Source organism: Lactobacillus amylovorus DSM 20531, from assembly GCF_002706375.1.
Lineage (GTDB): Bacteria > Bacillota > Bacilli > Lactobacillales > Lactobacillaceae > Lactobacillus > Lactobacillus amylovorus.
The window spans coordinates 1,424,780-1,450,977 of sequence record NZ_CP017706.1 but is presented as its reverse complement, the minus strand read 5'-3'; the positions used below and the strand labels follow the sequence as shown (position 1 = coordinate 1,450,977).

Sequence of the window (26,198 nt, the reverse complement as noted above, 5' to 3'; positions counted from 1 at the left end):
TTATTTGATATGCTTTAAGAGTATTTCGAGGGTGTGGTTTGTGTAAATCAGTTTTAACATCGCCACGTTGAATTGCACACGAGAGCCACTACTTCGTCCTTTATTTGTCAACTTGAAATTAAAATGATTCATTAATATTTTTGCTTCATCAAATGTAAAATCCTTAGTTGGATCATTTATTTTTACTTTTAATTTATCGATTCTACTCATATCCTTAAATTATAATATCCAATTCATACATCCAATTTATATCTAAAAATTAATAATATAAGTATTACCCTAATTTTAATTAAGGGAATATATGTTCGAAAATAAATTTAAATAAAATACATCCCAAACAAAAAAGACACTCATCCAAAAAATGAGTGCCAAGAGACCATTGTCCCGCGTAAATTTTATAAAGGAGCTTTTCTCCCATTGCTTATATTATGTCACAGCTGAGTTGTTGCCTCAATTGTTTAACAGGCGGTGCAGCTTCCTCAACTAATTACCCCACACCAACTTAGAAAGCTGATTTCTCCTGCTCATGCTTCTATCGGCTTTATAGTTTTTTCTGGCTGCGGATTTGCTCTTAAAATACGTATCTACCCAAGTATCGACAACCACATAGAGCTTTTTACGGTCGCCGGTGACATACGCAGCTGACGTCTGGCCGTGTGGGCTACATATCCACATTCTATTGCCCTTAGTCTTAATTAATAGGTGCGAACTACCGCTTTTGGCATTATATGCCCGTTTAGTATATTTGTAGACTCCTCCCTTGCCGTCAGCACAGCCGTCTAAATTGATTTCGGTACGTGTAATCTTGAATGGCTTAACTTTTCCATTACCCCAATATCTATACCAAGTGCCGCAGAACTTCTTAGGCACTGCGGTCTTTTGAAAAACAGATGCACTTACTTGCTCAGGTTGATTAGTTATCCAAACTGCTGAAATAGCAATTAACATCCCTGCCAAAAAAGCTAAAATTCTTTTGATCTTCATGTTTTTCTCCTTATTACTACTCATTTTTTAGTATAAACCTGATTGAGTTGGTACGGAGAATTAAAAATATGTCATGAGCTTAAAACAGGCGCCGTTTTTAAATAACACACTAAATCTATATTCAGATAGAAATAGGCTGCTATAATAAATACATTTACTATCAATTGCATAATATCAAGGATTTAAATTCAAAGTAAGGTCTATTTTAAATAACAAGATACATTATTAGCTTAAATTTTTACTTTTAATATACATTTGCTAAAATATTTTCCTGCAAAGAAATGGAGTACTTTTTTCAATAGAAAGAAGGACCTTTTTATGAGAGAAATCCAACGAAAGGAGCCTCCACAGATGCTTGAATTAGTTTACTTGCTAATCATCGTTATGGCAGCTTTAACTTGTCTGCTGTATCAATTAAATCAGGTCATCAGAGCATTGAAAAAGGTAATCAGTTCATTGTCAGCCCTTATTGAGTTAGTAATCAAATTGAAAAAGCGACTGAAGAAATTATTCAGGTCAAAAAAATAAAAGCTTACTCTCAATCACAAAATAAGATAGTAAGCTTTCAGTAATAACAGCACTCCATTTTTTACACTACATTGAGAGATATATGGCAGTATGTCTCTCTTTTATATTGTGCTTATTTTATGCTATATTGTAATGTCATTATAACATAGCATTTTTTCTTCTCTACATTTTGATCCTAAGATAATATATATTCATTTTCATTTATAAAAGCGACATCCCTAAAAGGATGTTTTTTATTTAATTCATTTACAAAATAGGAGTATCGTTTTTTTGTATTCTATTTGAAGGAATCGACTTAATATATAAATTTTGTAGTAAGTTCAAACTAGTTATAATTGCTTCACCTCTATTTAAATTAGGAAGATAATTAATCATATCAAAATTCAGGTAATTTTTAACTGTCTCAATATCTTTGTAACCTGTTAATCTATGAATTATTAAGGTTCCTATTTGATTTAACAATATTTCTGGAACGTCTTTAGGACTTTGAGTTGTTAAAAATAAGAAAATACCTAGTTTTCTTCCCTCACGAGCTATATTAACTAAGCTTGAATTATCCTGATTTTCATCACTACTGAAAGTATATCTATGTACTTCATCAATAAATAAAACAAACGGTCTATTTTTTATATCATCTTTGTCTACATCCAAAAGATGACCACATATTATATTTATCATCATTTTTCCAAAATCATCAGCAACATCTACTGACTTTGCATTTATATATAGGCTTTTATCGCTAGATATAAACTTTTTATCAATTACATCAAATATATTTTTCCTATTCTTATTTATATCAAAAAAGTCACTAAAACTGGTATTATTCAAAACATTACGTACCCTTTTTATTAACCATTCATTGCTACTTAGAGAAAAGCCATTTTTTACATACGTCTTTTTATACTTATCTATTTGCACAGAACTATTCACTATCTGCTTTGACAATAATGAAACATCAAAATCCACATTATCACTATCAATATCATCTAAGATATTTGCTATTTCTTCTATCGTTTTTCCTTGTGGATCAAAGCATTCGTCTTTTCCAGTATGATTTCTTTGATATTTTAATTCTTTAATTGCTTCAAATAATGTTGCTTCTTGAGTATTATGATTAGGTTTAAATATCATTTTCCACTCATTGTTATGTATACTTCCACTATTAAAAGCAACATCTTTGCCTAACGTAACTTTAATAAATTTATCTTTATTTTTATCGAAGGAATCTTCATATTCACCAGTAGGATCTATAATCAATATCTTCCCTTTTTCTGAATGCAATCTATCTAAAATCGACAACGACGTGGTAGATTTTCCAGAATTAGTTGCCCCCACAATCATTAAATGATGATCAAATAGATTATCAGCTTGCATACTTAACATACTGCTTGAAGAATTATTAAGTCTGACTTTAGCAAAATTTTTTATTATTTTTCTAGCGTTTCCATTACCCTCTTTAACTAATTCCAAAGATTTTACCAACAACTTGGTAGCTTGTTTAGGTGCTATATATACCTTATCTTCAATATCTACATTTTTTAATCCAGGTAATTTAAAATTCTGCTTATTATATATTCCCAAAATTTTCACATAAATTTGTGGATATATATCATTAACAGCCTCATTAAGTAACGCCGAATGTACAGAACCATTATTTTTTATTTCTGATTTATAAACTTGTCCAATAAATACTCCTTGGTCACTTTCAACTAATACAAAATAATTTATAGTACCTGGAATAAATACACTTTCCTCATTAAATCTGTACTTAATTAGATCCATATTCTCAGTTTGAAAAGTAAAAGTTGAACCATATACAGAAGAAACCTTACCTAAATAAAAATTATTTTTTTCTTCAGCTTTATCGTTCAATTTATTGTGAAAAAAGTTATCTATAAGACTCATATTGTTACCCTAAATAATAATCTAATCCATGTTCCTTATCATTCATTGTTGCTTTTAAGAAGACTATAGATTTAGTATTACTTGCCATTTCTCTCAATTTCTTCCAATTATCATTTTCTTTCTCTTTATAATATGTCTCCCTATCCTTTATTTTTCCAATATCATAATCCGTTACCAAACATCTTAGAGACTCATTATTTCTAAGAGCATCCATTATCATTTGAGCAATGTGATTATCTGAAAAACTAAAACCAGAAGTAATTAATAAAGTATTAGAACGTCTAAGTAAAGACTGAAATTCTGTAAATAATTCAAAGTATGGATCTTCGTAACTTTGCATATATTTATCAGAACTTGGAAAAATCATTATCGGCTTTTTGTCACTAGCCATCCCTCTATGAATCTTTTGATCATCACCTCTAAACCAATCAATTGAGCCATGTATTTTCAACAAATTCATAACTTTTTTTCTATAAATGTTTTCTTTGGTATTTAAGTTAGGCACTGATTTTACTAAATTCCAATTAAACATATCTGCATCAAAAATAGGATTACGTTCAAAAGTAAATCCATCAAAGATTGTATATCCATCTAGTGCAGCAGCCTCTTCAACCATTAAATCATAATTAGTAGTTATAATATTTAATTTGGATTCATGTGATAGTCTATCATTAAGATCATTAATCACAGCTATATGATTCATCTTAGTATTATCATAGTTATAACTAACATTAACTTTGATGGTCTCATAAATTTGATCTCTTATCTCTTTAATTCTATAAAACGTAGAATTATGATTTGGTTTTTCTTTAAAATTTAACTTAATATATAAATTCATATAAGATATTAATTTCTCTAGATCAATATCCTGAGCTGCTTTTAGTGGTAAATGTAATATATTTTCTAACTTTTTTACATCCCAGCCTTTCCAATAGCTCTTATCTTTTATTGCAGAGAAACATTTTTTATTTAGATCTTTCATCGTCTTTCCGTAAGAAGGATTACCACTTACAACCGATGCTCCCGCACCTAAAAATAGTACAATATTGTCAATTCTATTTGGTATAAAATTAGTAACATTGCTTTTAACGAAATTAGAATAGACTCTACGTAAGTCTTCAACACTAGTTTTGTCCAAATCTATTTCTGAATCATACTCTGCTATATGAGTATTTAAAAAATCCTTTATCTCATCTTTTTCTGTTAATTCTAAATAACGCTTATTCTTATTAAAGAACAATATATTTTTATCGTAAATTGCAATAATAAATTGAACATTTATACTGCTTGATAGATATGATCTAATTCTTTCTCAAAGATTTCATCTGGAGTATGATATGCCAAGATCTTTCTTGGTAGTGAATTGCACCAGGTTTCAATATTAATGATATCTTGAAGAGAATAGTTATTGATGTAATCACCTTTGGGAATAAATCTGCGAATAAGGCCATTGTGTCTTTCAACAGTGCCTTTATCACAAGAAGTATATGGATGAGCATAGTAAACCAGGGTTTTTGAAACTGTCTCCAGATTGGATAAATCCGCAAACTCTGATCCATTATCAGTTGTAATTGTCTTAAAGATGTCATTCCAATGTTCACTATACTGTTTGCGCAGAGCCTGAAAAGCAGTCATCACACTGGCGGCTGTCTTATCAGGAATACGCAAGATTAAAAATTCACGGCTCATTCGTTCAGACAAAGTTAGCAGTACTTGATCATCCTTAGTTTTATGTCCTAAGACTAAATCGCATTCCCAGTGGCCAAATTCCTTACGATCATTGATCTCCTTGGGACGTTCTTCAATACTTCGGCCAAGCTTTTTCTTATTTTTACGAATGCGATGTATTTTAGTATTGCGCTTTAACTTTTCTGGCAAATCAGAATTTCTCATACCCATTAAGCATTGATCTACATAGTTGTACAAGGTTCTAGTGCAAACTACCTGATCACGAGAAAATTCTCCTAAAGCTAAGCAGCGATTGGCACATACATCAAGAGACCAGCCATCTTCGCAGAAATGCTTATTAACGTATTTGATAAAGTCAAATTTCTTTAAGAAATCTGATTTACGACCGCAATTCTTACGATGTATTTGGTAAGCTTTATCACCTTGTTGTGCCTTATAGCGTTTTTTCTTACCATGATAAAGCAAAACAGTACCACGTTTAACCTCATAACTGATAGTAGAAGGAGAGCAATCAAGCTCACGAGCAATAGCCCTAAGAGAGAAACCGTCTTTAATACGGGTTTGAATAACAACCCGTTGCTCAAATGATAAATGCTTTCCCTTTTGGTGCTTAGGCATGATAGAATGTAAAGAGTCCATTTGTGACCTCCAATAGATGTTTTTGTGATTATTAACATTCTATCAAACAGGTCCAAATGGACTTTTTATTTTTCTAAAGTGTTCAATTTGATTTTACAATCGGCGAATATATTTTTATAATCACTCATCATTATTTTCCTTTAACTAATTATTCCTATAAACTATACCAGCCCTTAAATATACTTTTATTTTCCTTTGTCAGAAATTAATTGCTCATAGCTAAACCTAATCTCGTCCCAATTATTAGATCGATTAACAACATTTATTAGTGAGTGTTCTACACGTACAACAAAATATCTGTTTTCAATTACATTCGGCTTGCCAAAATATTTACTATGATAAAAAACATTTTTTAAAATTCTATATTCTTTTTCTCCTACTTTTTTCTGTGCTAAAGTCTTGAAAACTTCAGTACCATCTATTTCACCCATTTCTGAAACTTCTTCCAAGCTAACAGGATAAGGATCAGCTTTCATTTCATATGTATATTTTTTTAGATTATCAATTAGATTATTTATATTTATAACTAATATGATTAGACTAGCGGTAATTATATTTCTATTTATAGTAAGTTCATTGAAATTATTACCCATGATTAGTAAAAAAATTAGGACTGTCCAAACGTTTCTATATAAAAACAAATAAGCCTTATTGTAATTTCTAAATATTATCTTTGGACCTTCATCTACAGAAACTAGTCCTGGCGTTATTACCTTAGTCTTATCAGCATTTTTGTCTTCAGAAAGATATTTTAGAACTAACCATATTACAGAAGCGATTATCAAAAAAGGTAAGCTATATAACTTGATCATTATCTCTGGTGTTAGCTTTAACAAAGCACTCCAAGCTTTTCCATCGATTAAATACTTTAATGATTTAATATTCAAAAGCCAAAGAATAATATCTATTGAAAAAACTATACTAGCAAAATTCATTTTAATTAATTTAGTATTTAAAGTTTTCCAAATTGAATTCACCATAGAATTATCCATTTTATTATTTATCCTTATACATCTACATCTGAGTCAATCAATAGTTCTAGAAACACAACATCTAAATTATACCAATATGCACAAATGTAGCAGCAATATGAAAGTAACAAAAAAGCATCCTCCAAGGGATGCTTCCTTCATCTTCTCTTCTATTTTCTTAGTTTCAATCACCGCCGCTCAATTTTTCTTGCCCCACCGCCCCATTCGAAGTGTTACCCCACACAATAGCGTTATGTAATATCGTATCTTTCATTTTCGCTTGTATTTCATCAAGAGTATCCTTATTAGCCTTGATATATTCGGCCAAAGCCAATTGATAAAGAGCAATGAGCTGTGCTACGTATGCATTAGCATACTTCATGAATGATGAATTATTGGGATCTTCCCAGTATGAATCAGCGATATTCGCTTTAGCAAATTCCTTCTTAAACTCCTTAAAGGAATCTATATTTAATACAAAAACAGTATTTACCTTACTTTGATCAGATCTGGGAGTTTCAATTACTTGTTTAATGGGTAAAGCAGTACTGTGTAATTTCCATCCATTATTAATAAACTTCTAAAAACACAGACCAACTGCCTTATAACACTTAAATTTACGTAAAAAGGGTCTAACTCCAAAAGAATATCGGAATCAAGCCTTTATAACCCTACATTTTTAAATATTAAATTTTAAGATCTCAGTTCATGCCACTTTAGTTATTTTTATTTAACCTCTATTCCAATGTTTTTATCGTCCATATCGAACTTAGATATTACAGATTTTTTCTTTTTTTCATCTATATGTGGCAAGCTATTTATCTTGGTTCGTTCTGTCTTACTACCAAATTGCTTTTCTATTAATTTGCTATTTTCCTGTCCCTTATTTTTATAGTAGTCAGATTTTGCCTTTAATCTAGCTGCTTCTTTTTTCTTATCTTCAATTTCTCGACTACGTTCTTTTGCTTTATTGCTTTGTTCAATTGCCTTAGTCTCAGCTTTTATTTTGTCAGCCTCAGCTTCTGTTTTTTTAGCTTCAGCTATTTTAGCGTCTATATTTGCTTGCTTTAAATCATTATCTAATTTTTTACTACGCTTTCCTTCTGGAGTGAAATAATCAAGTGGATTTTGAATTTGCGTTGTTATATCACCTATTTGTATCTTTGTACTTCCAAAAAGTATCAAGGGTATCAATGCTAAACAACGCCAATGTGCTTTCAAAGTACTAAGATTAATATTTCCGGGAGATTGTACCTTTATCTTTTGATATATATCGTCTAAGCCATCACCGACAATATCATTTATAAGCAGTTGATAATCTAACCAATCAGTCATAGGAATTTGTTTATTAGTATGGACGTTTAATCTGTAAAAAATTTGGCCCTTATATTCATATAGAGAGGAAATACAAGAATTAATCAAATCAGCATATGAGGAAATATCAAATATGCTTTGATGAGCTGATCTGATCCAAGATAATGCATCAGGCATTTCTTCAAAAGTCAATTCTTTAATCCATTTTACTTTTCTGATAAGTGAAAAATTACATTTATGATAATTCTTATTTGCTTTAGTTTTATGTTCAATATTATTATCTAAGCAATCAGAAATTATAATTCCAACTAAGAATTTCGTTGAAGAATCTGCAGGAACAAAAACAAAATCTCCTAATTTTATCTCATTTACAAATTTATTTACCCTCGTTGAGCGAGTAGTACTTTTACGAAGCTCCTTTGTTTTTAGTTCTTCTTTTTCATCTTTAGTCAAATCTTTTCTCTCGTTTAGTTTGTTATTAAGTAATTTTAAATCATGATCATTAAAATATTGCTTAAGACGATTTTTTATCGATAATGGATCAGTAATATTATTATTGGTCACAAGTATATCAACAATATTTTCAATACTAATACCATTAGAATCAGTAGCAATAAAATCATTTAAGTAATAATCTTGATAATATTCACCGCGTGAATTAGCTCTTACAAACCAATAATTTGTAGTATCCGGTATCTTTAAAACTCTAAAATCTGGTTTTGCTTCCATAATTTAGACTCCTTATTACTTATTTTTAATTTAATTGTACACGCTTTTTAGTATATTAAATCAGGCATACTCACGTATTCTTTCAGAAATATTCTGTTCTTATTCATAATCTCAAACTGAACAAAATAATATAGACCTAAAAGAGTCTCACTTTTAGGTCTTAGTCGAAAAAATGGCTCTATAATTTTTCCTGTTGATGACTTATCTGTATGATAAGCTGTTAACAGGTTTTTTATTGCATAAAAAAGAGGACATAGTCCCCCTGCTACAATAAAAATCCGTTCCACCAAATATTCTATGTATAAACAAAGGTATTACTATGTCCTCTTACAACAATTCTATTAAATTTTCCCTTGATATTGAAGACTCTAACATAATTTTTGAAGATTATTTTTATCGCATTGAGCATGGCATTAAGCAGAAGATCTATCAAGCAGTGCTGATCCCGCCTGCATGTCCTTACTGCGGCTCAGTCAGCTTGGTTCATGTCATGCGTAATATCTGCGCTAAAGTACGCGTGGAGGATCGCGAGGCAATTATGAACGAATTCAAGCAGATTCACCAGCAAGCCAATAAAGCAGCTGCTGTTGATGTACTGCATGCCTTCTATGCCAAATGGGACAAAAGTTATAATCATGTCATAAGAAACCTGAAAGACATCGAGCCGGACCTGCTGGTCTTCTATAATTATCCTAAGCAGATCAGAGCTTCAATTTACTCTACCAACATGATTGAATCTTTTAACAACGTCATTAAGCGCAAGGCTAAGCCTAAAGCAGAGTTTCCGATTGAACAGTCGCTTGATACTTTTATTGGCATTCAAGCAATGAGTTACAATGACCGCTACTTCAACCGAATTCACAAAGGCTTTGGTCAGGTTCAGGACACCTTAGAATCTTACTTTGATTAAATAAAGAATAAAAAATCAATCTATGAGAAAGATCTATTTACACAAAAGATTTGACAGTCTCAAAGTTTCGCCATGTTCATTTTGCGTAACATTACTTTTATTATATAAATCACGTAAATCAACTAAGGAATTTGATGCTTTGTTAGACTCAAGTACTTCATTTGAAATCGATATATCATAAATTCTTTTAATTCGGTAGCAAATTATAATCCCTGTCACAAGTGTAATTACTATTACAGCTGACTTAACTTTGTTATTTGAGAAACTTAAAATCCAAATGTCTGTAGCGGAAACAATAAACAAGGAAGTTAAAAATGTATCTATTTCATTTACTACGAAAAATCTCATTAAAGAAAATAAGTGTGTAGAAGCAATCCAAAAAAGCAATACTATGATAGATAAAGCAATACTTAATTTGCCAAAATATGGAAATTCAGGCATTGCCTTATGTGGCCATTTATTTACCCATTCATTACCACTTACATATGCACTTAAAAATATTAATACCGACGAAATCGTAATCGACTGAATTTTAAAAAATGCGGTTTTAAAGTAATTTGCAACACACTTTATATACTTAATACTCATATTTTCTATTCACATTAATTTGGAATATTCACACCAAAAAAGCCCCACCAACCTCAACCAAGGAGATTGCCGGAGCCACCTACATCTACGACTTAACAAACACATAAATTATACCAATAAACATTATGCGATTCATGCAACATAACAATTCTAGCCTCACATCAACAAGACTAGAATCCCCATCACCGTCCAATCATCTTTCTCTAACTTCCTATAGAGATGAGAAAAGCATCACACACATAAGTGCATGATGCTTAAAACCTGAATCAACTTAGCACGAAGCCTTGTTGACCAACGTCATTAGCGCTGATTCCTAACATACATTATACATAATTAATTCAAGCATTCAATTTACCCAGCGCCCCCACACAAACCACACAAATCCGCCAGCGCCCCACCGCTGCCTCACATCTTGAGGCGAAGCGTTACTCCAAGCAATGGCGTTGCGCAATACCGTATCTTTCATTTGGGCTTGTATTTAATCAAGAGTATCCTTATTAGCCTTGATGTATTCGGCCAAAACTAATTGATAAAGAGAGCAGATTAAAAGGCTTAACTCCGCAAGAATATCGAAATTAAGCCTCTATTAATCCTGTGTTGTAAACTATCTCATTTTTAGGTTTCAGTTCAAAACACACTATTTATTTAAGTTACTTATTATTCAAATTTCGTTCATAAAGAGAGGGGGAAAGGAATATATTTTTAAGCTTTATTTCTTTAAATCACCATAATTAATGGTTTCAAAATTATGATCTTTCAACCACCCTTTCAAACTTTCAGAACACAAACATTGTAAATCACGAGTTCTTGGTAAAGTTAAAGTCGAATGATCAAGAATATAAGCGTCTACAAAGCCTGGGTGGAAGTGTAAAGCAGTTACTAAACCGTCATCTTGGTCTTTCAACAAATCATAACTATCGTTGAAAAAGTCTTCAGGTCTTGCACCTCTATTAATAATTTCGCCAACTTTCGGTGTCAATTTTTCTTCAACTTGAAGATATTTATCAGCTGAAGGTTGAACAAATTCTCCTTTATATTCCACGTCATAGTGAAGACCGTATTCTTTTGCGACATCAATCAATGCTTTATTCGATTGATCATCCATTGCTGAGTGAGGTTCAATATGAGTTGGGTAATATCCAAATAACTCTCTAAATCTTTCAACTTGTGCTTTAGTCTCAATGTAGCAGTCTTTATAAACAAATTGTTTCTTATGCGTCTTGAAGTCTTTTGAACCAATATATTCACCATTTGGCTTGACTAATGACGGAATTTTATCAGGATCTGAAACAGGACTTCCTGTAGTTAAATTAACATGCAAACCCACATAAGTTCCTGGCACTTCTTTAAGCAATGACACCGCATGTTCAGCAGCTGGCTGATTAACCATAATTGTTGTTGAAGATGCAACACCATCTCTTAAAGCTTTTATTACACCATAATTATAAGCTTCTGACATGCCAAAATCGTCAGCATTAATTATTACCTTCTTCGTCATATGTTACACACTCTTCCTCTCTTTAAAAGATACCAATCAATGCACCTAAAATACCTACAGCGATTACACCAAACAGCAACCAAATAGCCTTTACTCTCTTTCTAATCAAGGCAAATACAACTAAGGTTACAACTAAGGGAAGAAGACCTGGCATAATGCCATCCAAGATCTTTTGTACATTCAAAGTTGCACCTTTCATAGCCCATTTGAGAGGAGTACTGATTGTTACAGAACTTGCCGTCATTGCGCCAATCATCATCATCCCGATAACAGTAGCTAAATCTGTAATCTTACTAATTAAACCTGATTTTGATGATTTAGTAATAAATTTTTCGCCTGAAGTATAACCAATCTTTAACATCTGCCAACGGGTAATAATAGATGGAACTTCATAAATTAAAAGAAACAGGAATGGGGCTAAAATATTTCCTTGCATTGCAAGTGGAATCGCAATACCAGCAGCAATTAATCTTAAAGTTCCCCAGAAAATAGAGTCACCAATTCCTGAAAGTGGACCCATCAGAGAAGCTTTCAAAGCATTAATAGATTCAGGGTCAAAGTCTGGATTATTTGCGTTTTCTTTTTCCATAGCTGCAGATAATCCCATAATAAATGGAGCTGTTTCATAAGTACAATTAAAGAAACTTGAGTGTCTTACAATAGCTTTTCTTCGTTCTTCTTTACGACCCTTATAGAATCTATTGATTGCAGGAAACATTGACCATTCAAATCCATAACCCTGCATTTTAACCATTGTGAATGAACTAAAGAGTAACCATGATCTCCAGAACATGCTCTTCAGCATATGCTTGTCGTCTTGTGATAATGCAGACTTTTTATTTTTCTTAACTAATGTTTCATTCTCACTCATGATAAGAAGTCCTCCTCTTCTTGCTCTTTAGACTCTGATTTTGATGTTTTACCACTTTGACTTGTATCTTCAACATTTTTGCTAATTGATTTTGAAGCAACATCATACATCAAAAATGCAATGGCGGTGGCAAACAAAGCAACAGCTAAGTTTGGTAATTTCAAGTAAACAACTAATGCAAAGCCAACAAAGAACCAAATAAAGTACTTCTTCTTAAATAACATATTAAGAAGCATCGCAAAACCTACAGCTGGTAGCATCTTCCCTGCGGCAATGAATCCTTGAGAAACAAATTTAGGCAATACAGCTAAGAATTCCTTAATTGCATCTGTACCAAGGTAAAGTGCAAAGAAAATAGCAATTGTGTTTAATGCAGGGGTCATAAAACCCATGCCGATATGCCATCTGGTGATACCTTTTTCGTCGCCTTTCTTAGCGTAATTATCAAGTTTTGGAAGGAACAAAGCCATGTAGCTATAAGTAATCTGCAAAGTAATAATAGCTAATGCAGCAACAGGAACAGCAATCGCCAAAGCTTTTGCATTTGAAGCTCCCGTTAAAATAGCTGTGGCTGTACCGATTGTAGATCCAACCAAAGCATCAGCAGGAATAGCACCACCAACAGCAATAACACCTAAGAATACCGATTCAAATGTACCACCAAGAATAATTCCCGTTCTCAAATCACCTAAGAGTAATCCTATAATTGGTCCAACGATAATTGGTCTATTAAACTGCCACAAACCAATACTTTGATTAATGTAATAAATTAAGTAGTATGCAATCGCTACTATCAACGCTTTTTCTAACATAATTACTTACATCTCCATTCTGTTATTCATAGATTTTCTTAAAGTTCTTCTTTGGAGAATCAGGTGTTAATTGTGAATCAAATGGAATATCTAATTGAGCAATCTCCTTGATATACTTCATATCATCTTCATCAACTTCTACAGTTGCATCAATCTTTTTTTGTGGTTTGCCATGTTGGTTAACTGGCAGCAAGCCATAATTGCCTACATTAATTTGTTCAATTCCTGAAACATTTTTAGCAATTTCTTCGGCATCTTTAAAGTTACGAACAACAACCATCATTGACAGAGCTTGAGCTTTAGGATTATTCAAAATTTTGATACTGTCTTTTACACTTCTAGCAATAAATTTAATGTTATCTGGTACAGCCATTTTCATCGAAGTGACCTGCAAGTCATTATTAACAACATCATCATTTGCAACAATGATATGAGTTATACTTAATGCCTTTGACCAGACAACAGCTACTTGCCCGTGAATTAATCTTTCGTCAACTCTCAACATCTTAATCATTGTATTTTCCTCCTTTGACATTTAGCTATGATAAGAAATCATCATCACTAATTACATTTTCTTTCTTAGGCATCTTTGAAATTTGAACTTGAGATTGATCAATTAGTTTTTGAAGATGTTTCTCAGTTGGTTCTTCTGTATCAAGAATTACTGACATAACTGTTGGTAGATTTACCGAAGTGATAACTACTACATTAGACTCACCATTTACTTTCATCATCACTTCACGATTTACACTTCCACCTAATAGGTCTGTAAAAATGATTCCATAATCATCGTTGTTCAGACTATCCAAAAACTTATCTAAATTTTCATCTAGGTTGCTTTTGTTATCTGAGCCATCTAGGTAGGCATCGATAGTTTGAATATTTGTTTTTCCAGTTAAAATCTTAATAGAACTCTTTAAACCATCTGCCAATTTTCCATGACTAGCAATCAAATATTTTTTCATAGTCTCACTTTCTCTTTATTTCTTCATTTTTTGACCATATGAATAAGTATTAAGTAGATTCAATTGACCATCGAGAATATTCATATCTGCATCTTTACCAATTTCAAGTGTTCCTTTAGATTCCAGCCCAAATTCTTGTGCTTGGTTTACTGAAGCCATCTGAACTGCATCATTAACTGAACATCCAGTAAATTTAATGATGTTAATAAAAGCTTGGTTAAATTTCAAAACAGATCCTGCAAGATTTCCGGCAGGAATTCTTGCTTGACCATTTTGAACAGTTACTGTTTGTCCACCTAAATCATATTTTCCTTCAGGCATTCCTTTTGCCCTCATAGCATCAGTAACTAATTCCATATGATGCGGCCCCTTTAGTTCATAAGCCAACTTAATCATATCTGGCCATACATGAAATCCATCAGCAATTATTTCCGTATTAATATTTTCTTCAAGCAATGCATGTCCGGCAACTCCAGGTTCTCTGTGTCTCATTCCTCGTTGTGCATTGTATAAATGGGTAATATGAGCAACATGTGATTTTTTCATTTCTTCACGTGTTGCATCACTATGACCACCGGAAGGAACAATATTATTCAAAATACAAAAATCTTCAAATTCTCTCGCACCTGAAAGCTCTGGAGCAATGGTAATTAGTTTTACTAATTTACCCGATGCATCAATCCAACGCTTAAATTCATTAATATCTGGATCTCTAATGTATTGCTCCGGTTGGGCTCCTTTAAATTCTCTTGAAATATATGGCCCTTCCAAGTGAATTCCTTGAACGATTTTTGTTTTGTCATGGGCTTTTCTAATATTAACCATCGCTTGTTCAATATTTTTAGAACTCTGTGTGATCGTTGTTGGAAACCAAGAAGTAACACCTTCATTACTTGCTAATAAATTTGCCAATTTAATAATTTCTTGAGGTTTAGCATTCCATACATCATAGTTATAGCCACCATGACAGTGAACATCGATAAATCCTGGGACAATTATTGCTCCAGCTATATCTTTAATGTCATCATCAATTTCTGGTGTAAATTCATCCATCGGTCCAATATCTTTTATTCTGTTATCAAACCTAATGAAACCGTCTTTAAATTCATTCTCGCCCGTATAAATATGAGCATGTTTTAAGACAATCATTTTTTGCTCCCTTCAAGTTTTTTCAACTTTCACACATATATAAGCAAAAAGTGTGCCAATCCCCATATACCAATATTTATTTGAAACAAAAAAATAGTGTTTAACTTTTTATTAAACACTAAAAGAGTCTCTTATTTAAATAAAATCTGCTAATAATTCATATAACAATGAAATTTCAAATTCGGTAATGTCTATATTATATTTCATTTCAATTGGTTTAAAAATAGTTTTAGAAACTGAATAAAACTCTCTTTGTTTATCATTGATCTTAAAATCTGTTCTTTGTCCCTGACCCTGATTTAATAAAACTCTTTCGATCATTAATGATAAATGCATATATAAATTCAGTTTTAATTTACCTGAGAATCCAACGTTGTAGTAATCTTGATATTTTTGTACTACACTTTGTACTTCATTAATAACAATATTTGGATTCAAAAATTGGAGTCTTCCTTTAATGCCTTCAATAGTTAAGAATTCCAAAAACTTTTCCATCAGATTATCAACATTTTTTGAATCTTCCCCCATTTCAAGTAAATCAGATTTTAATTGATTAAAACCAACTTTATCTAAAACATTATAAATATTGATAATTGGCAACGACAATTTTGTTTTAAAATTTGTTGTTGTAACTATTAAATCAGTATTTTTAAAGAAGGACTCATTATTATTATCAACTATTGTTCTCAGTTTTCGATAATTCATAGTAATAATTTGCCTATTAGTCGACAATGTAGTTTGAATAATTTTTTTAATTGCACTTGATAAGCCAACACCTGATAGGCAAGAAACGATTATATTGCGTTTATTAGATAGCCCTTCATAATATTGAACCCCCATATATCGTCCATATTTTTCAGCTTTTTCTGCTATTTCATTAAATTGCTCTTTTCTTTCCACTCGCATTGCAATATCTAAAGCAATAGATGTCGTTAGATTGTTAATAACCAATAACTGTTTGTTTGAAGATTTCTTTATCTTAGTGAACATCTGATTAAGAGAGCCCATATCAAAGATCAATAGAATGCCCTTATCATGAGCATTTTGTTTCTCCAAATATTCCTTAACTTTTTTGTTGATATCATTAACTGTTGCATCAATTGGCATATCGAAGGCTTCAAAGATATAATTATTAACTAAATTATTGACAACTTTTTGAATACTATTTGCAGTTGATGTTCCATGAGCTAATAAGATACACGAATATTCTACTTCTTCAATTTTTTTAGCTACGTTTGCAAACATTATAAAAAACCAAAGATAGTCACTATCAGTTGGCTTAGGAGTTATCTTCTCTAAGAACTTAGTATACAAATAAAAAGAACGAGGATATTTGTGTTTGATTAAGCGTAAGAACTTATCAGTATTCTTAAATGGTTTTGTTTGAAATTTACCTAAACTAAAAGCAAAACTTAATTGAAAAATAATATTTTCATTAAGACTTAAATTAACACCATAGGTTTCTTTAAGTGTCTTATTTATAGTATTTTTCAAATGCGGAACCAAGACCTTATTTACTGCAGAATCAGAGAAATCCTTAATTTTTCGCAAGTAATTGAAATCAATTAATTGACAATCATCTATTGTTTTTCCTTGCTTCAAAGCTTCAATCAATTTATCCTGTGCATGTTCTAATTCATCAAAAACACTTGCACTAATAATATTAAAATTATTAATACCAAAATTTTTATCTACTTTAATTGCTTTTTCAATTGATAAATCTTTTTCTAGCGGTATTTCCTTTTTATCTTCATTTTCTGTAAATCCCTTAGAACAATGCATTTTAATATTATTAGCAACTTGACCAATATTTCCAGGATAATCCTGATTAGCAATTTCACTTATTTTATTTGGACTAATCAGATAAGTAACATTTGATTTTTGAGCTTCCGTTTGAAGACAATGTAGTACAATCTGAATTCGTTCATATAATGGACGCTCTTTATAACTAGAAAGTTCAATTCTCATTGGAATACGACGTAAAAAAGTTTTCAATAAGTAATTTGAAATATCTTCTGTCGTGGCAAAAATCAATCTAATATTAACGTGATGTGGTTTATTCACTTCACCTAGTGGATAAAATGTACCATTATCAAAAACTGAAAAAAGTTTTTCTTGATTCGTTTTAGAAAGGCGATGAACTTCATCTAAGAATAGATAGCCATTATTTGCCTTATCTAATAACCCAGGCATATCCTTTTCGGCTCCAGTAAAGGCCCCTTTTTTATAGCCAAACAATACAGACGACAATAAATCCGTATTGTTTGCATAATCAGCTGTGTTGAGAGTAACAAAAGGGCTATCTTTATCTATCTTTCCTAAAAAAACTGCTTCTTCATAAATTTTCTTAGCTAAGAAGCTCTTCCCTACACCACTTGGACCCGTAATAATAACGGGAAAGCCATTGGGAGGATATACAATGGATTGCATCGCTTTTTCGATATTTAATTTCAAACTATCATCATAACCAATCAAATCCGAAAAAGGTGTTCTTGGCTTTAATGCTTTCCAATATACAGGTCTTCCTGTAGTTTTAGTAACTAAATTCTTTTTATAGAGTTGAGCCAAGTATCCGCTTACTACACTTCTACTTAAGCCGACTTTTCGGGCAATTTCCTCCGTATTTAATTCTTGATCAACATTTGATTTTAGTACTTCATATAAATTATCAATAGCAGCCATAAATGTATCCTTTTTAAACACTATCTAAGCAAATTAAACACTGCATTTTAAAATTAGTGCCTATAATTATTATAGAAGTAGGTGAGACTTATGGCTAAACAAAAACAGAGAATCTCTATTACTCAGAAACAAAGTATAAACGAAAATCAGATCAAAGATTTAAGCATCTTAAGCACATCCTTTGGCAATTTAGTTTCCCAATTAAGTAAAGCATCCGATGAAATTCCTTATCTAACCGTCAAAAATAAAGAATTTAACAATGAACAAACATTAGATTGGATTCCAAATCAATCATCAAATAATTTAAATAAGACAAAATTAATTAACGAGTTTAGTCTTCAAATAAAAAATCCGCTTTTACTAGATGCAATTATTTATCTTATCCAGAATCTTAACGAGCATGGGTTTATATCAGATTACAAGCAACTATTAGAACAAAATCAATATCCTCCATCTTTATTAAATATAGCTCTAAAAGATATTCAGAAGAATGGGCCTGCTGGAATCGGTGCTAGAAATGTAAAAGAGTTTTTAACACTTCAGATTGAAGATGCTAATAATGTTCCAGCTCATACTTTATTTGTTATTAACAATTATCTTGAAGATATTGCTAACAGAAATTTCCAACGAATCACGAAAAATACTCATATTTCAAATATTGAATTAAAACATATATTAAGTTTCATTCAAAAGTTAAAGCCTTCTATTGATTTAGATGATAATGAACCTTCTGCCTTTATAATTCCAGAAGTATATATCTCATTAACAAATAGTAACCAGATTCAAGTTAGTTTAATTAATGAAAATCAGCTTGAATTTGAATTTGATGCTCCTCAAATGAGTACCAATGACTCAGAAATGGCAAAATTTATCTCGTCACAGCGTCATAAAGCCAAATCCTTAGAAAGAAGCTATCATAGACGAGAAGAAACTTTACTATTAATTTCTAACGTAATTGCTAAAAAACAAGCTCAATTTTTTAAAACTAATGGTAAAAAATTGAATACTTTAACAAAGCAAGAAGTTGCAAATGAAACAAAGTTTAATATTTCTACAATAAGTAGAACAACTAAAGATAAATATTTTCAATGTGAATTTGGTGTTTTTCCGCTTTCAAGACTTTTTAGTTCACGATCAGTAAACAATTTGTCGCAAGGAAGTATATTAAATTCTATTAGTGAAATCATAGAATCAGAAGATAAAACACACCCTTTATCAGATCAAAAAATAGTCAATAAACTTAAAACGCAAAAAATAGATATTTCTAGACGAACAGTAGCAAAATATCGTAAAAAATTATCGATTCCTAATCAGTTCAAACGGATACAATAATAATTTTTCTAAATAAATTAAAGAAGAGGACAAAGTCCTCTTTTCAAAAGATATTACTTTTTATGAACCAAATAATCTTCAAACTAATCTAAATCGATTAATAGTATTCAATACCAAGAGTTACTACTTCGTAAGCGTCAAATAACAGAGTGTATTAACCTCTTCACCTTCTTCGGCTATGATTAATTTATCAAATTAATGGAGGTTAATAATATGTCCGAAAAACAACATCCGATTGTAGCGCTCAAACAGCCGCAAAGACCCCAAAGGTCTCGTTCACCGCGGAATAATCTGTTGCTTTGTTTAAAGAAGAATGATCTAGAGCTAGACTTCTACAGTAGTATAGATCCCGAATTGATGGATAAACTTTTGGAAAAGGTCTTATCATGATTAATCTTTGTGACTTGGGCCAAGTCTATCTTGTTTGCGGCAAAACCGACCTGCGCAAAGGCATTGATGGGCTGGCTTGCCTAATAAAGGAACAGTTTCAAATTGATCCTTTTCAGGGCCAGGTCTTTCTCTTTTGCGGCGGCAGAAAAGACCATTTTAAAGCCCTGTATTGGGACGGCCAAGGATATTGGCTATTGTATAAACGCTTTGAAAACGGCAAGATGAGCTGGCCGCAGAATCAAAACGAGGTCCAAGCCCTCTCTTCTGAGCAGGTCGACTGGTTAATGAAAGGTTTTGCAATCAAACCTATATCAAAAGTATGAAATGAAAGTCCCGGACTATCGCCAGGAAAGCTATTGGCGAAAAATGGGACTGAATATTTCACGCCAACACTTAAACAACTGGGGGCTAAAGAGTACAGAGTACTACTTTAAGCCAATATATGACCTGCTTAAAACAAAACTGTTAACCCAACCTGTTTTGCATGCCGATGAAACTTACTATAGGGTCTTAGAAAGCAAAACAGCTAAAACCTATTATTGGGTTTTCCTTTCCGGCAGGCATGATAAACATGGCATTACGCTTTATCATCATAATCCGCATCGCAGCGGTCAAGTAGCGCTTGACTTCTTAGGCGCTTACGCCGGCTTCTTGCATTGCGACATGTGGCAGGCTTACCAGCGATTACCTGAAGCTACCCTAGTTGGCTGCTGTGCCCATGTGAGAAGAAAGTTCTTTGAAGCGGTAGCGCAAAATGCCTCTGATAAATCAATTGCCAAACAGGGTTGGAAATACTGCACGCAAATGGTTCCGTCTAGAAAAAGAATGGGAACATTTAAGCAGCGAAGAACGATATCAACCCCGACAGGAACAGTTAAAGCCGCTAATGGAAGACTTCTTTGACTGGTGCAGGCGGCAGGAGATTTCTGTATTACCCGGCTCCAAACTCGGCCGTGCAATCAATTATGCCTTAAAACATCAGGAAACCTTTGAACATGTATTGCTCGATGGCCGTTTGGAACTATCTAATAACAAGGCCGAACGTGCTGTCAAGTCGCTGGTGATGGGACGCAAGAACTGGCTGTTCTCGCAAAGTTTTGCCGGTGCACAGACGAGCGGCATCATTTTGAGCTTGATTGAAACAGCCAAAAGACATGGACTAGATCCAGAAAAATATTTAAATTACCTGCTTCAAAAGCTGCCTAACGAGGAGAGCTTAAACTCGGAGGCACTAGAAGCTTATTTGCCATGGCAAAAAGAGATTCAAAAGATGTGTAAATAGAGAATATGAGAAGAAAGCCGTTCTAGAAAATCAAACTAGAACGTTTTTTTCAATACACTCTGTTATTTGACGCTTACATTACTAATATACTTCTCGTGAATAATCTACAATCCATATCACAAAAAGCTCCAAAAACCTCTAAACCAGAGATTACTGGAGCTGCAGTTTAACAACACTTAAATTATATCAAAAAAAGCATCCCACAAAGGGATGCATTCATCTTACGATATCACTTCATCATTCCAGTATTTTTCACATAATTCTTACCAGCAGTTAAATCATATTGAACTAGCAAATACTCGTGCCATAATTTCTTTTGTTTAGCAGTAAAAAAAGAATATTTAACTATCTTACCTTTCTGGTTAACAAATTGTGGTTTGCTAGATGTACCTGTTGAATCAACAGAAAAAGTCGGTAATTCTTGCCAGACCTTAGTCAATAATGCCTGATATGGAGTTACTTTGGAATTAGTTTGCTTCAATACCATAGCAATGAAATCATTTGGTGCCACATACTTGGTGTGTTCTTTTAATCGCTTAGCGCCTTGCTTTATAGCTGCTTTGTTTGAATAGATAAAGTAGTCAGTCTTATGCAAAGCAAGACCGTCTTTCTTCATATTATTTTTGTAAAGACCTGGTAAATGATCACCATAAAATACCAACGTAATTGGACTAGATATATTATTGATTTCATCTATCGCTTTAGCGACTGCCTTATCTGTGTAATGAATACCGGTAGCATAGTTCTCTAGTTCCTGTTTACTAGTATGATTACGTACTTTTGCAGTAACTGCTTTCTTCTTATATAGATGATCATATGGCAAGTGATTCTGCATCGTGATCAAATTAATAAACTGTCCACCACGATGTCTACGTAATTCATCCATTAAATTATCATAAGCAGTTTCATCAGATTGATATTCATTATTATCGATTGTTTTCTTATGCTTGATCTGATACTTCTTATTATCCAACGAATAGAATCGATCAAAGCCAAATTTCTTATAATTAAGCTTTCTATTATAAAACTCACTGGTATAAGGATGAATAGCCACTGAATAATCAAAACTATTTAAGATCGTCGGAGTATAAGTTTGATGAGGAACTAATTGACTGTATGGTGAATTTAGAGTTGGCGAAAAGTTACAAGTTGCTAAACCTGTTAAGGTCATATATTCCATATTGGCCGTACCACCGCCATAACCTGAACTCATCATTAAACCAGACGTAGTTTTTCTTTTTAAATTATCAATGGTTGGAATAGGATTACTATTTAAAGAAATATCAGGGACTCTTTTAGGATTAGCAAAACTCTCACTAAGATTGAAAATAATTGTTTGATCTTTTATATAATGTTTCCGTTCTTGATTTATTTCATTAGCTAATCTCTTATATTTGTTTGTAATATGCTGTATTTTTGTCTCAGAGTATTCAGCAGGTTTATTCATAACTGACATATCTACATTACTGAGAAATTGAATTACAGGTCCATGTATCTGAACACCTTGAGTTTGATCCCAAAACATTGGATCCTGAATCAGACTCATAACTAGCTTATTGCCTACAGTATTAGGTCTATTCCATATTACAGAGCTGCCTAAGATCATAATTGGTACAAGTGTCCAAAAAGTCCGCCCTAATCTATTTAATTTTGGTACTTTTACTTTCTTACTTAAAATCACACAGACAATTATAAGAGCAATAACTATTATTAAAAATAATCCTACTATTGAAATAGGTACCATCTTTAACAATGCTGGCAAATTACCTAACATCTTTAAATCAGCTGGTAATATTGGTTCATTTCTAAATTTTATTTTTAGTATAGTTCCAAATAAAAATAGCAAGTTCAAACTTGTTGCTATAGTTAGCGAAATCCAATAATTATTACTGATAGCCTGAAAAAATTTATATATTAGAAACCACAAACAAAGATTTAAAAGAAAAAAGCGCTTATAGACCCTAAAAATGGGGAAATTTAAAATTAGCGTATTAATTTCTACTAGGATAGCTATCAAAATCACAACTATAATATCCGTACAATGCTTATGCACAAATGATTTACATTTATCTACCATCTATATTTTTCCTTTATTTAAACTAGCTTCTCTTTATATTAATTATAATCATTTTTACTATATATAATTAAAACTTATTAAGTCTTGGAAATAAGCATTTTATAGTCTATTTTGTTTTTTCATAGTTGGTTATTTTTTTACAAGCATAAAAATCTCGTATATGATTCAAAATAATTTCATTCAAATTACTTATCAATTTTTTATTACCTTTATTTTTTTGCTTTCGCCGATTGTAAAATTAAATTGAACACTTGATAGAAAATAAAAAGTCCATTTGGACCTGTTTGATAGAATGTTAATAACCACAAAAACATCTATGGAGGTCAAAATGTACTCACTACATTATATCATGGACAAGCGTAAAAAAGGAACACATCTATCGCTTGAAGAGCGAGTTATTATTCAAACTCGTTTGAAAGATCATTGTTCTTTGCGTTCCATCGCTCGAGAAATTGGCTGTTCCCCTAGTACAATTCACTATGAGATCAAACGAGGGGCTGTTAAGCTGTATCACGGTAAAGTTAAACGTTATAAAGCCCAACAAGGTCAGAGTGTTTATCAAAACAATCGTCGATACTGTGGACGCAAATCGGATTTTCTTAAGAAGCATAAGTTTATTGATTACGTCCAACAGCACTTTTTTGAAGATGGCTGGTCGCTCGACGCCTGCAGTAATCGCTGCACTGCTGTAGGGGAATTTACCAGCAACGATATTGTCTGCACCAGGACGCTTTATAATTATGTCGATCAAGGCTTGTTAAACATCCATAACTATGATTTGCCAGAGAAACTCAAGCGCAATACCAAAATTCATCGCATTCGTAAAAATAAGAAGAAGCTAGGCCGCAGTATTGAACAACGACCACAGGAAGTTAATAAGCGTGATGTGTTTGGGCATTGGGAATGTGATCTTGTTTTAGGCCATAAGACCAAGGACGACGAAGTGCTGCTAACTTTGTCTGAACGCATGAGCCGTGAGTTCCTAATTATTAAAATCCCAGATAAAACAGCTGCCAGTGTAATGAATGCCTTTAAAAGTCTGCGCAAGCAATACAGCGAGCATTGGAACGATATCTTTAAAACTATTACGACTGATAATGGTTCTGAATTTGCGGATCTATCTCAGCTGGAAGATATTTCCAAATCACTAGTTTATTATGCTCATCCATATACTTCTTGTGATAAAGGCACTGTAGAGAGGCATAATGGCCTTATTCGCAGATTCATTCCTAAAGGTGACTATATTCATAACTACTCTCTCCAACAAATCATTGACATTGAAACTTGGTGCAATTCATTGCCAAGAAAGATCTTGGCTTATCATACACCAGATGAAATCTTTGAAAGAGAATTAGATCGCATCTATCAAACAGCCTAAACAAAAGTGTTCAAGTTATTATTGCAATTTACGATATTTTACATTTTTAAAAATTTCATAGATTATATAATTTTTAGTATTACATACTCTCTTAAAATGTTTTTTCTTACTTTCATCTTTTGACAATTTTAGTAACTGTTCATTTCCCTTAATATAAAAATCAAGTTGTGATATTAACTCTTCAAGTGGAAAGGTACCTTTCCACTTTACTGATGCATCTTTAGGTTCAGGAAAATTTTCGATTTTTTCCTTAGTATCTTTATCTAAAGTTATCTTTTCACTATCAGGTATAAACTTTAATACTTCTCTATAAGATAAAAGGTCTCCATTATCTAACGTTATTTCCTTACCATAATTTTTTTGAGAAATTCTATTAAAAATCTCCCATGCCAATTGCCCCATAGTTTTTCCATAATTTTTTCCTTCTACTACAGAAGCCCCTGCGCCCAATAGTAATACTATATGATCATAAGAAGTATTCCTCGACTTCCCCAAAAAGTCATTTACTTTTCCCTTTAAAAACTCGTAGAATTCTCTTTCATAGTCTCTAGTTTTCTCATCTTTAGTATTATTGGCATCATTATCAATATATTTTTCACAAAATTCTTTGAAAGTCTCATTACTTGGTTGTAAAGATCCATCGGTTAACTGCAAATAATAAGGAAGATTTTGAGCATCCCTATAATAATTAATATTATTCATTACTTATTCTCCGAAACTATATTACTTATTTTTATGATGCTCACAATCTTTAGCATCAAATATCCATATCAAACAAAAAACTCCAATAACCTCTGAATGGAGATTATCGGAGCTGCATTTTAACAAACACCCAAATTATAGCAATATTACATATTTCATAGCAATATTTAAATAGCTGTATAATTTTCACTGTTGATGACTTATCTCTTTGATAAGCTGTTAATAGTACCTATAACCAGTATTATTATAAAAACGACCTTTTGGCCCAAAAAGCTATCGTTTGCTTGCATCAATTATTGATAAGCTTTTGCATTTAAATAACGTATTCCTCCTATATATGAATATAAATAAGTTATGCCATTAAAATTTATAACACTTTCACTTATTTATCAGCATAATAGCAACGCTTTGTATTTAATTTAGCTTCAGTTTTAAATAACATAATTCATAATTAATTTAAAGTATGAATCTTTATAGACATTTGCTACAATACATCTTGTAGCAATGAAGTACCGATTCTATAGAAACAGGTGATGCTTATGAAAAGCGTGACAAATCTACAGAAAGGGAATACTTCAAAACATGTTGCAATTAATATACGTATTAACTATCGTATTTGCAGCTTTAGCCTACTTGATGTGGCAGTTAAATCGGCTTATTAAAGAATTGAGAAAAACAGTCAACGCATTAACAGACCTAATCAAGTCCGCAAACAAGTTAAAAAAGCAACTGAAGAAATTTTCAAAACGTAAAAAATAAAAGTTTACTATTGACCGCCAAGAAAATAGTAAACTTTAAAATAG

General features: G+C 32.1%; 21 protein-coding genes and 3 pseudogenes. 6 read left to right on the top strand and 18 right to left on the bottom strand.

What is annotated here, in order from left to right; genetic code table 11:
* The 8 genes from LA20531_RS11260 to LA20531_RS07480 form a co-directional block, all read right to left on the bottom strand.
* Positions 1 to 210, bottom strand: coding sequence for a hypothetical protein (locus LA20531_RS11260; protein ID WP_201779572.1), 210 nt, complete (start codon positions 208 to 210; stop codon positions 1 to 3).
* Positions 211 to 483: 273 nt separating this feature from the next.
* The gene (locus LA20531_RS07520) at positions 484 to 984 is read right to left on the bottom strand and encodes a hypothetical protein (RefSeq protein ID WP_056939858.1); all 501 of its coding nucleotides are present in this window, start codon (positions 982 to 984) and stop codon (positions 484 to 486) included.
* Between the two features lie 774 nt (positions 985 to 1,758).
* Positions 1,759 to 3,384 (bottom strand): ATP-binding protein, encoded by a 1,626-nt coding sequence (locus tag LA20531_RS07510; protein WP_168170604.1) that lies wholly within the window; start codon positions 3,382 to 3,384, stop codon positions 1,759 to 1,761.
* Between the two features lie 37 nt (positions 3,385 to 3,421).
* Positions 3,422 to 4,657, bottom strand: a complete 1,236-nt coding sequence (locus LA20531_RS07505; protein ID WP_056939861.1) for an SIR2 family protein — start codon at positions 4,655 to 4,657, stop codon at positions 3,422 to 3,424.
* Between the two features lie 38 nt (positions 4,658 to 4,695).
* Entirely contained in the window at positions 4,696 to 5,745 is a 1,050-nt protein-coding gene (locus LA20531_RS07500; RefSeq protein ID WP_099202220.1) for an IS30 family transposase, read from the bottom strand.
* Between the two features lie 185 nt (positions 5,746 to 5,930).
* On the bottom strand, positions 5,931 to 6,737 hold the full coding sequence (locus tag LA20531_RS07490; RefSeq protein WP_056940249.1) for a hypothetical protein: 807 nt from the start codon (positions 6,735 to 6,737) through the stop codon (positions 5,931 to 5,933).
* Positions 6,738 to 6,900: 163 nt separating this feature from the next.
* Complete coding sequence (locus LA20531_RS07485; protein ID WP_056940250.1) at positions 6,901 to 7,098, bottom strand: hypothetical protein; 198 nt, start codon at positions 7,096 to 7,098, stop codon at positions 6,901 to 6,903.
* Positions 7,099 to 7,442: 344 nt separating this feature from the next.
* Entirely contained in the window at positions 7,443 to 8,759 is a 1,317-nt protein-coding gene (locus tag LA20531_RS07480; RefSeq protein WP_056940251.1) for a hypothetical protein, read from the bottom strand.
* Positions 8,760 to 9,078: 319 nt separating this feature from the next.
* Between LA20531_RS07480 and LA20531_RS12010 the strand changes: the two are divergent.
* Both LA20531_RS12010 and LA20531_RS07470 read left to right on the top strand, forming a co-directional pair.
* Positions 9,079 to 9,246, top strand: a pseudogene (locus tag LA20531_RS12010) (ISL3 family transposase); the annotation flags it as partial.
* Positions 9,238 to 9,669, top strand: a pseudogene (locus LA20531_RS07470) (transposase); the annotation flags it as partial. The pseudogenes LA20531_RS12010 and LA20531_RS07470, both read left to right, overlap by 9 nt.
* A 33-nt stretch (positions 9,670 to 9,702) precedes the next feature.
* On the opposite strand, the gene LA20531_RS07465 reads toward LA20531_RS07470, so the two are convergent.
* The 8 genes from LA20531_RS07465 to LA20531_RS07425 all read right to left on the bottom strand — a co-directional run bounded on the left by LA20531_RS07465 (position 9,703) and on the right by LA20531_RS07425 (position 18,234).
* Complete coding sequence (locus LA20531_RS07465; RefSeq protein WP_056940253.1) at positions 9,703 to 10,257, bottom strand: hypothetical protein; 555 nt, start codon at positions 10,255 to 10,257, stop codon at positions 9,703 to 9,705.
* 709 nt (positions 10,258 to 10,966) lie between these two features.
* Entirely contained in the window at positions 10,967 to 11,755 is a 789-nt protein-coding gene (locus tag LA20531_RS07455; RefSeq protein ID WP_056940254.1) for a ChbG/HpnK family deacetylase, read from the bottom strand.
* A gap of 22 nt (positions 11,756 to 11,777) precedes the next feature.
* The gene (locus LA20531_RS07450) at positions 11,778 to 12,626 is read right to left on the bottom strand and encodes a PTS system mannose/fructose/sorbose family transporter subunit IID (protein ID WP_056940255.1); all 849 of its coding nucleotides are present in this window, start codon (positions 12,624 to 12,626) and stop codon (positions 11,778 to 11,780) included.
* Entirely contained in the window at positions 12,623 to 13,438 is an 816-nt protein-coding gene (locus tag LA20531_RS07445; RefSeq protein ID WP_056940256.1) for a PTS mannose/fructose/sorbose/N-acetylgalactosamine transporter subunit IIC, read from the bottom strand. The genes LA20531_RS07450 and LA20531_RS07445 overlap by 4 nt, the downstream gene beginning before the upstream one ends.
* 22 nt (positions 13,439 to 13,460) lie before the next feature.
* Positions 13,461 to 13,952, bottom strand: a complete 492-nt coding sequence (locus LA20531_RS07440) for a PTS sugar transporter subunit IIB (RefSeq protein ID WP_056940257.1) — start codon at positions 13,950 to 13,952, stop codon at positions 13,461 to 13,463.
* A 25-nt stretch (positions 13,953 to 13,977) separates the two neighbouring features.
* The gene (locus LA20531_RS07435) at positions 13,978 to 14,403 is read right to left on the bottom strand and encodes a PTS sugar transporter subunit IIA (protein ID WP_056940258.1); all 426 of its coding nucleotides are present in this window, start codon (positions 14,401 to 14,403) and stop codon (positions 13,978 to 13,980) included.
* Between the two features lie 15 nt (positions 14,404 to 14,418).
* Positions 14,419 to 15,552: an N-acetylglucosamine-6-phosphate deacetylase gene (nagA, locus tag LA20531_RS07430; protein ID WP_056940259.1), complete on the bottom strand. Its 1,134-nt coding sequence runs from the start codon at positions 15,550 to 15,552 to the stop codon at positions 14,419 to 14,421.
* A gap of 135 nt (positions 15,553 to 15,687) precedes the next feature.
* Positions 15,688 to 18,234, bottom strand: a complete 2,547-nt coding sequence (locus LA20531_RS07425) for a sigma 54-interacting transcriptional regulator (protein WP_056940260.1) — start codon at positions 18,232 to 18,234, stop codon at positions 15,688 to 15,690.
* Between the two features lie 90 nt (positions 18,235 to 18,324).
* On the opposite strand from LA20531_RS07425, the gene LA20531_RS07420 reads away from it, so the two are divergent.
* The 3 genes and pseudogenes from LA20531_RS07420 to tnpC form a co-directional block, all read left to right on the top strand.
* Entirely contained in the window at positions 18,325 to 19,566 is a 1,242-nt protein-coding gene (locus LA20531_RS07420; protein WP_056940261.1) for an RNA polymerase factor sigma-54, read from the top strand.
* A gap of 386 nt (positions 19,567 to 19,952) precedes the next feature.
* Entirely contained in the window at positions 19,953 to 20,279 is a 327-nt protein-coding gene (gene tnpB / locus LA20531_RS07415; protein ID WP_056940262.1) for an IS66 family insertion sequence element accessory protein TnpB, read from the top strand.
* Positions 20,260 to 21,238: pseudogene (tnpC, locus tag LA20531_RS12045) on the top strand (IS66 family transposase); the annotation flags it as partial. The gene tnpB and the pseudogene tnpC, both read left to right, overlap by 20 nt.
* Positions 21,239 to 21,467: 229 nt before the next feature.
* On the opposite strand, the gene LA20531_RS07405 reads toward tnpC, so the two are convergent.
* Entirely contained in the window at positions 21,468 to 23,315 is a 1,848-nt protein-coding gene (locus LA20531_RS07405; protein WP_056940263.1) for an LTA synthase family protein, read from the bottom strand.
* A gap of 328 nt (positions 23,316 to 23,643) precedes the next feature.
* Between LA20531_RS07405 and LA20531_RS07395 the strand changes: the two genes are divergently transcribed.
* Positions 23,644 to 24,693, top strand: a complete 1,050-nt coding sequence (locus LA20531_RS07395) for an IS30 family transposase (RefSeq protein ID WP_056940264.1) — start codon at positions 23,644 to 23,646, stop codon at positions 24,691 to 24,693.
* Positions 24,694 to 24,711: 18 nt separating this feature from the next.
* Here LA20531_RS07395 and LA20531_RS07390 read toward each other — a convergent pair whose 3' ends face one another.
* Positions 24,712 to 25,395 carry a hypothetical protein gene (locus LA20531_RS07390; protein WP_056940265.1) on the bottom strand — a complete coding sequence of 228 codons (684 nt, stop codon included), beginning with the start codon at positions 25,393 to 25,395 and terminating at the stop codon, positions 24,712 to 24,714.
* Positions 25,396 to 26,198 lie beyond the last annotated feature (803 nt).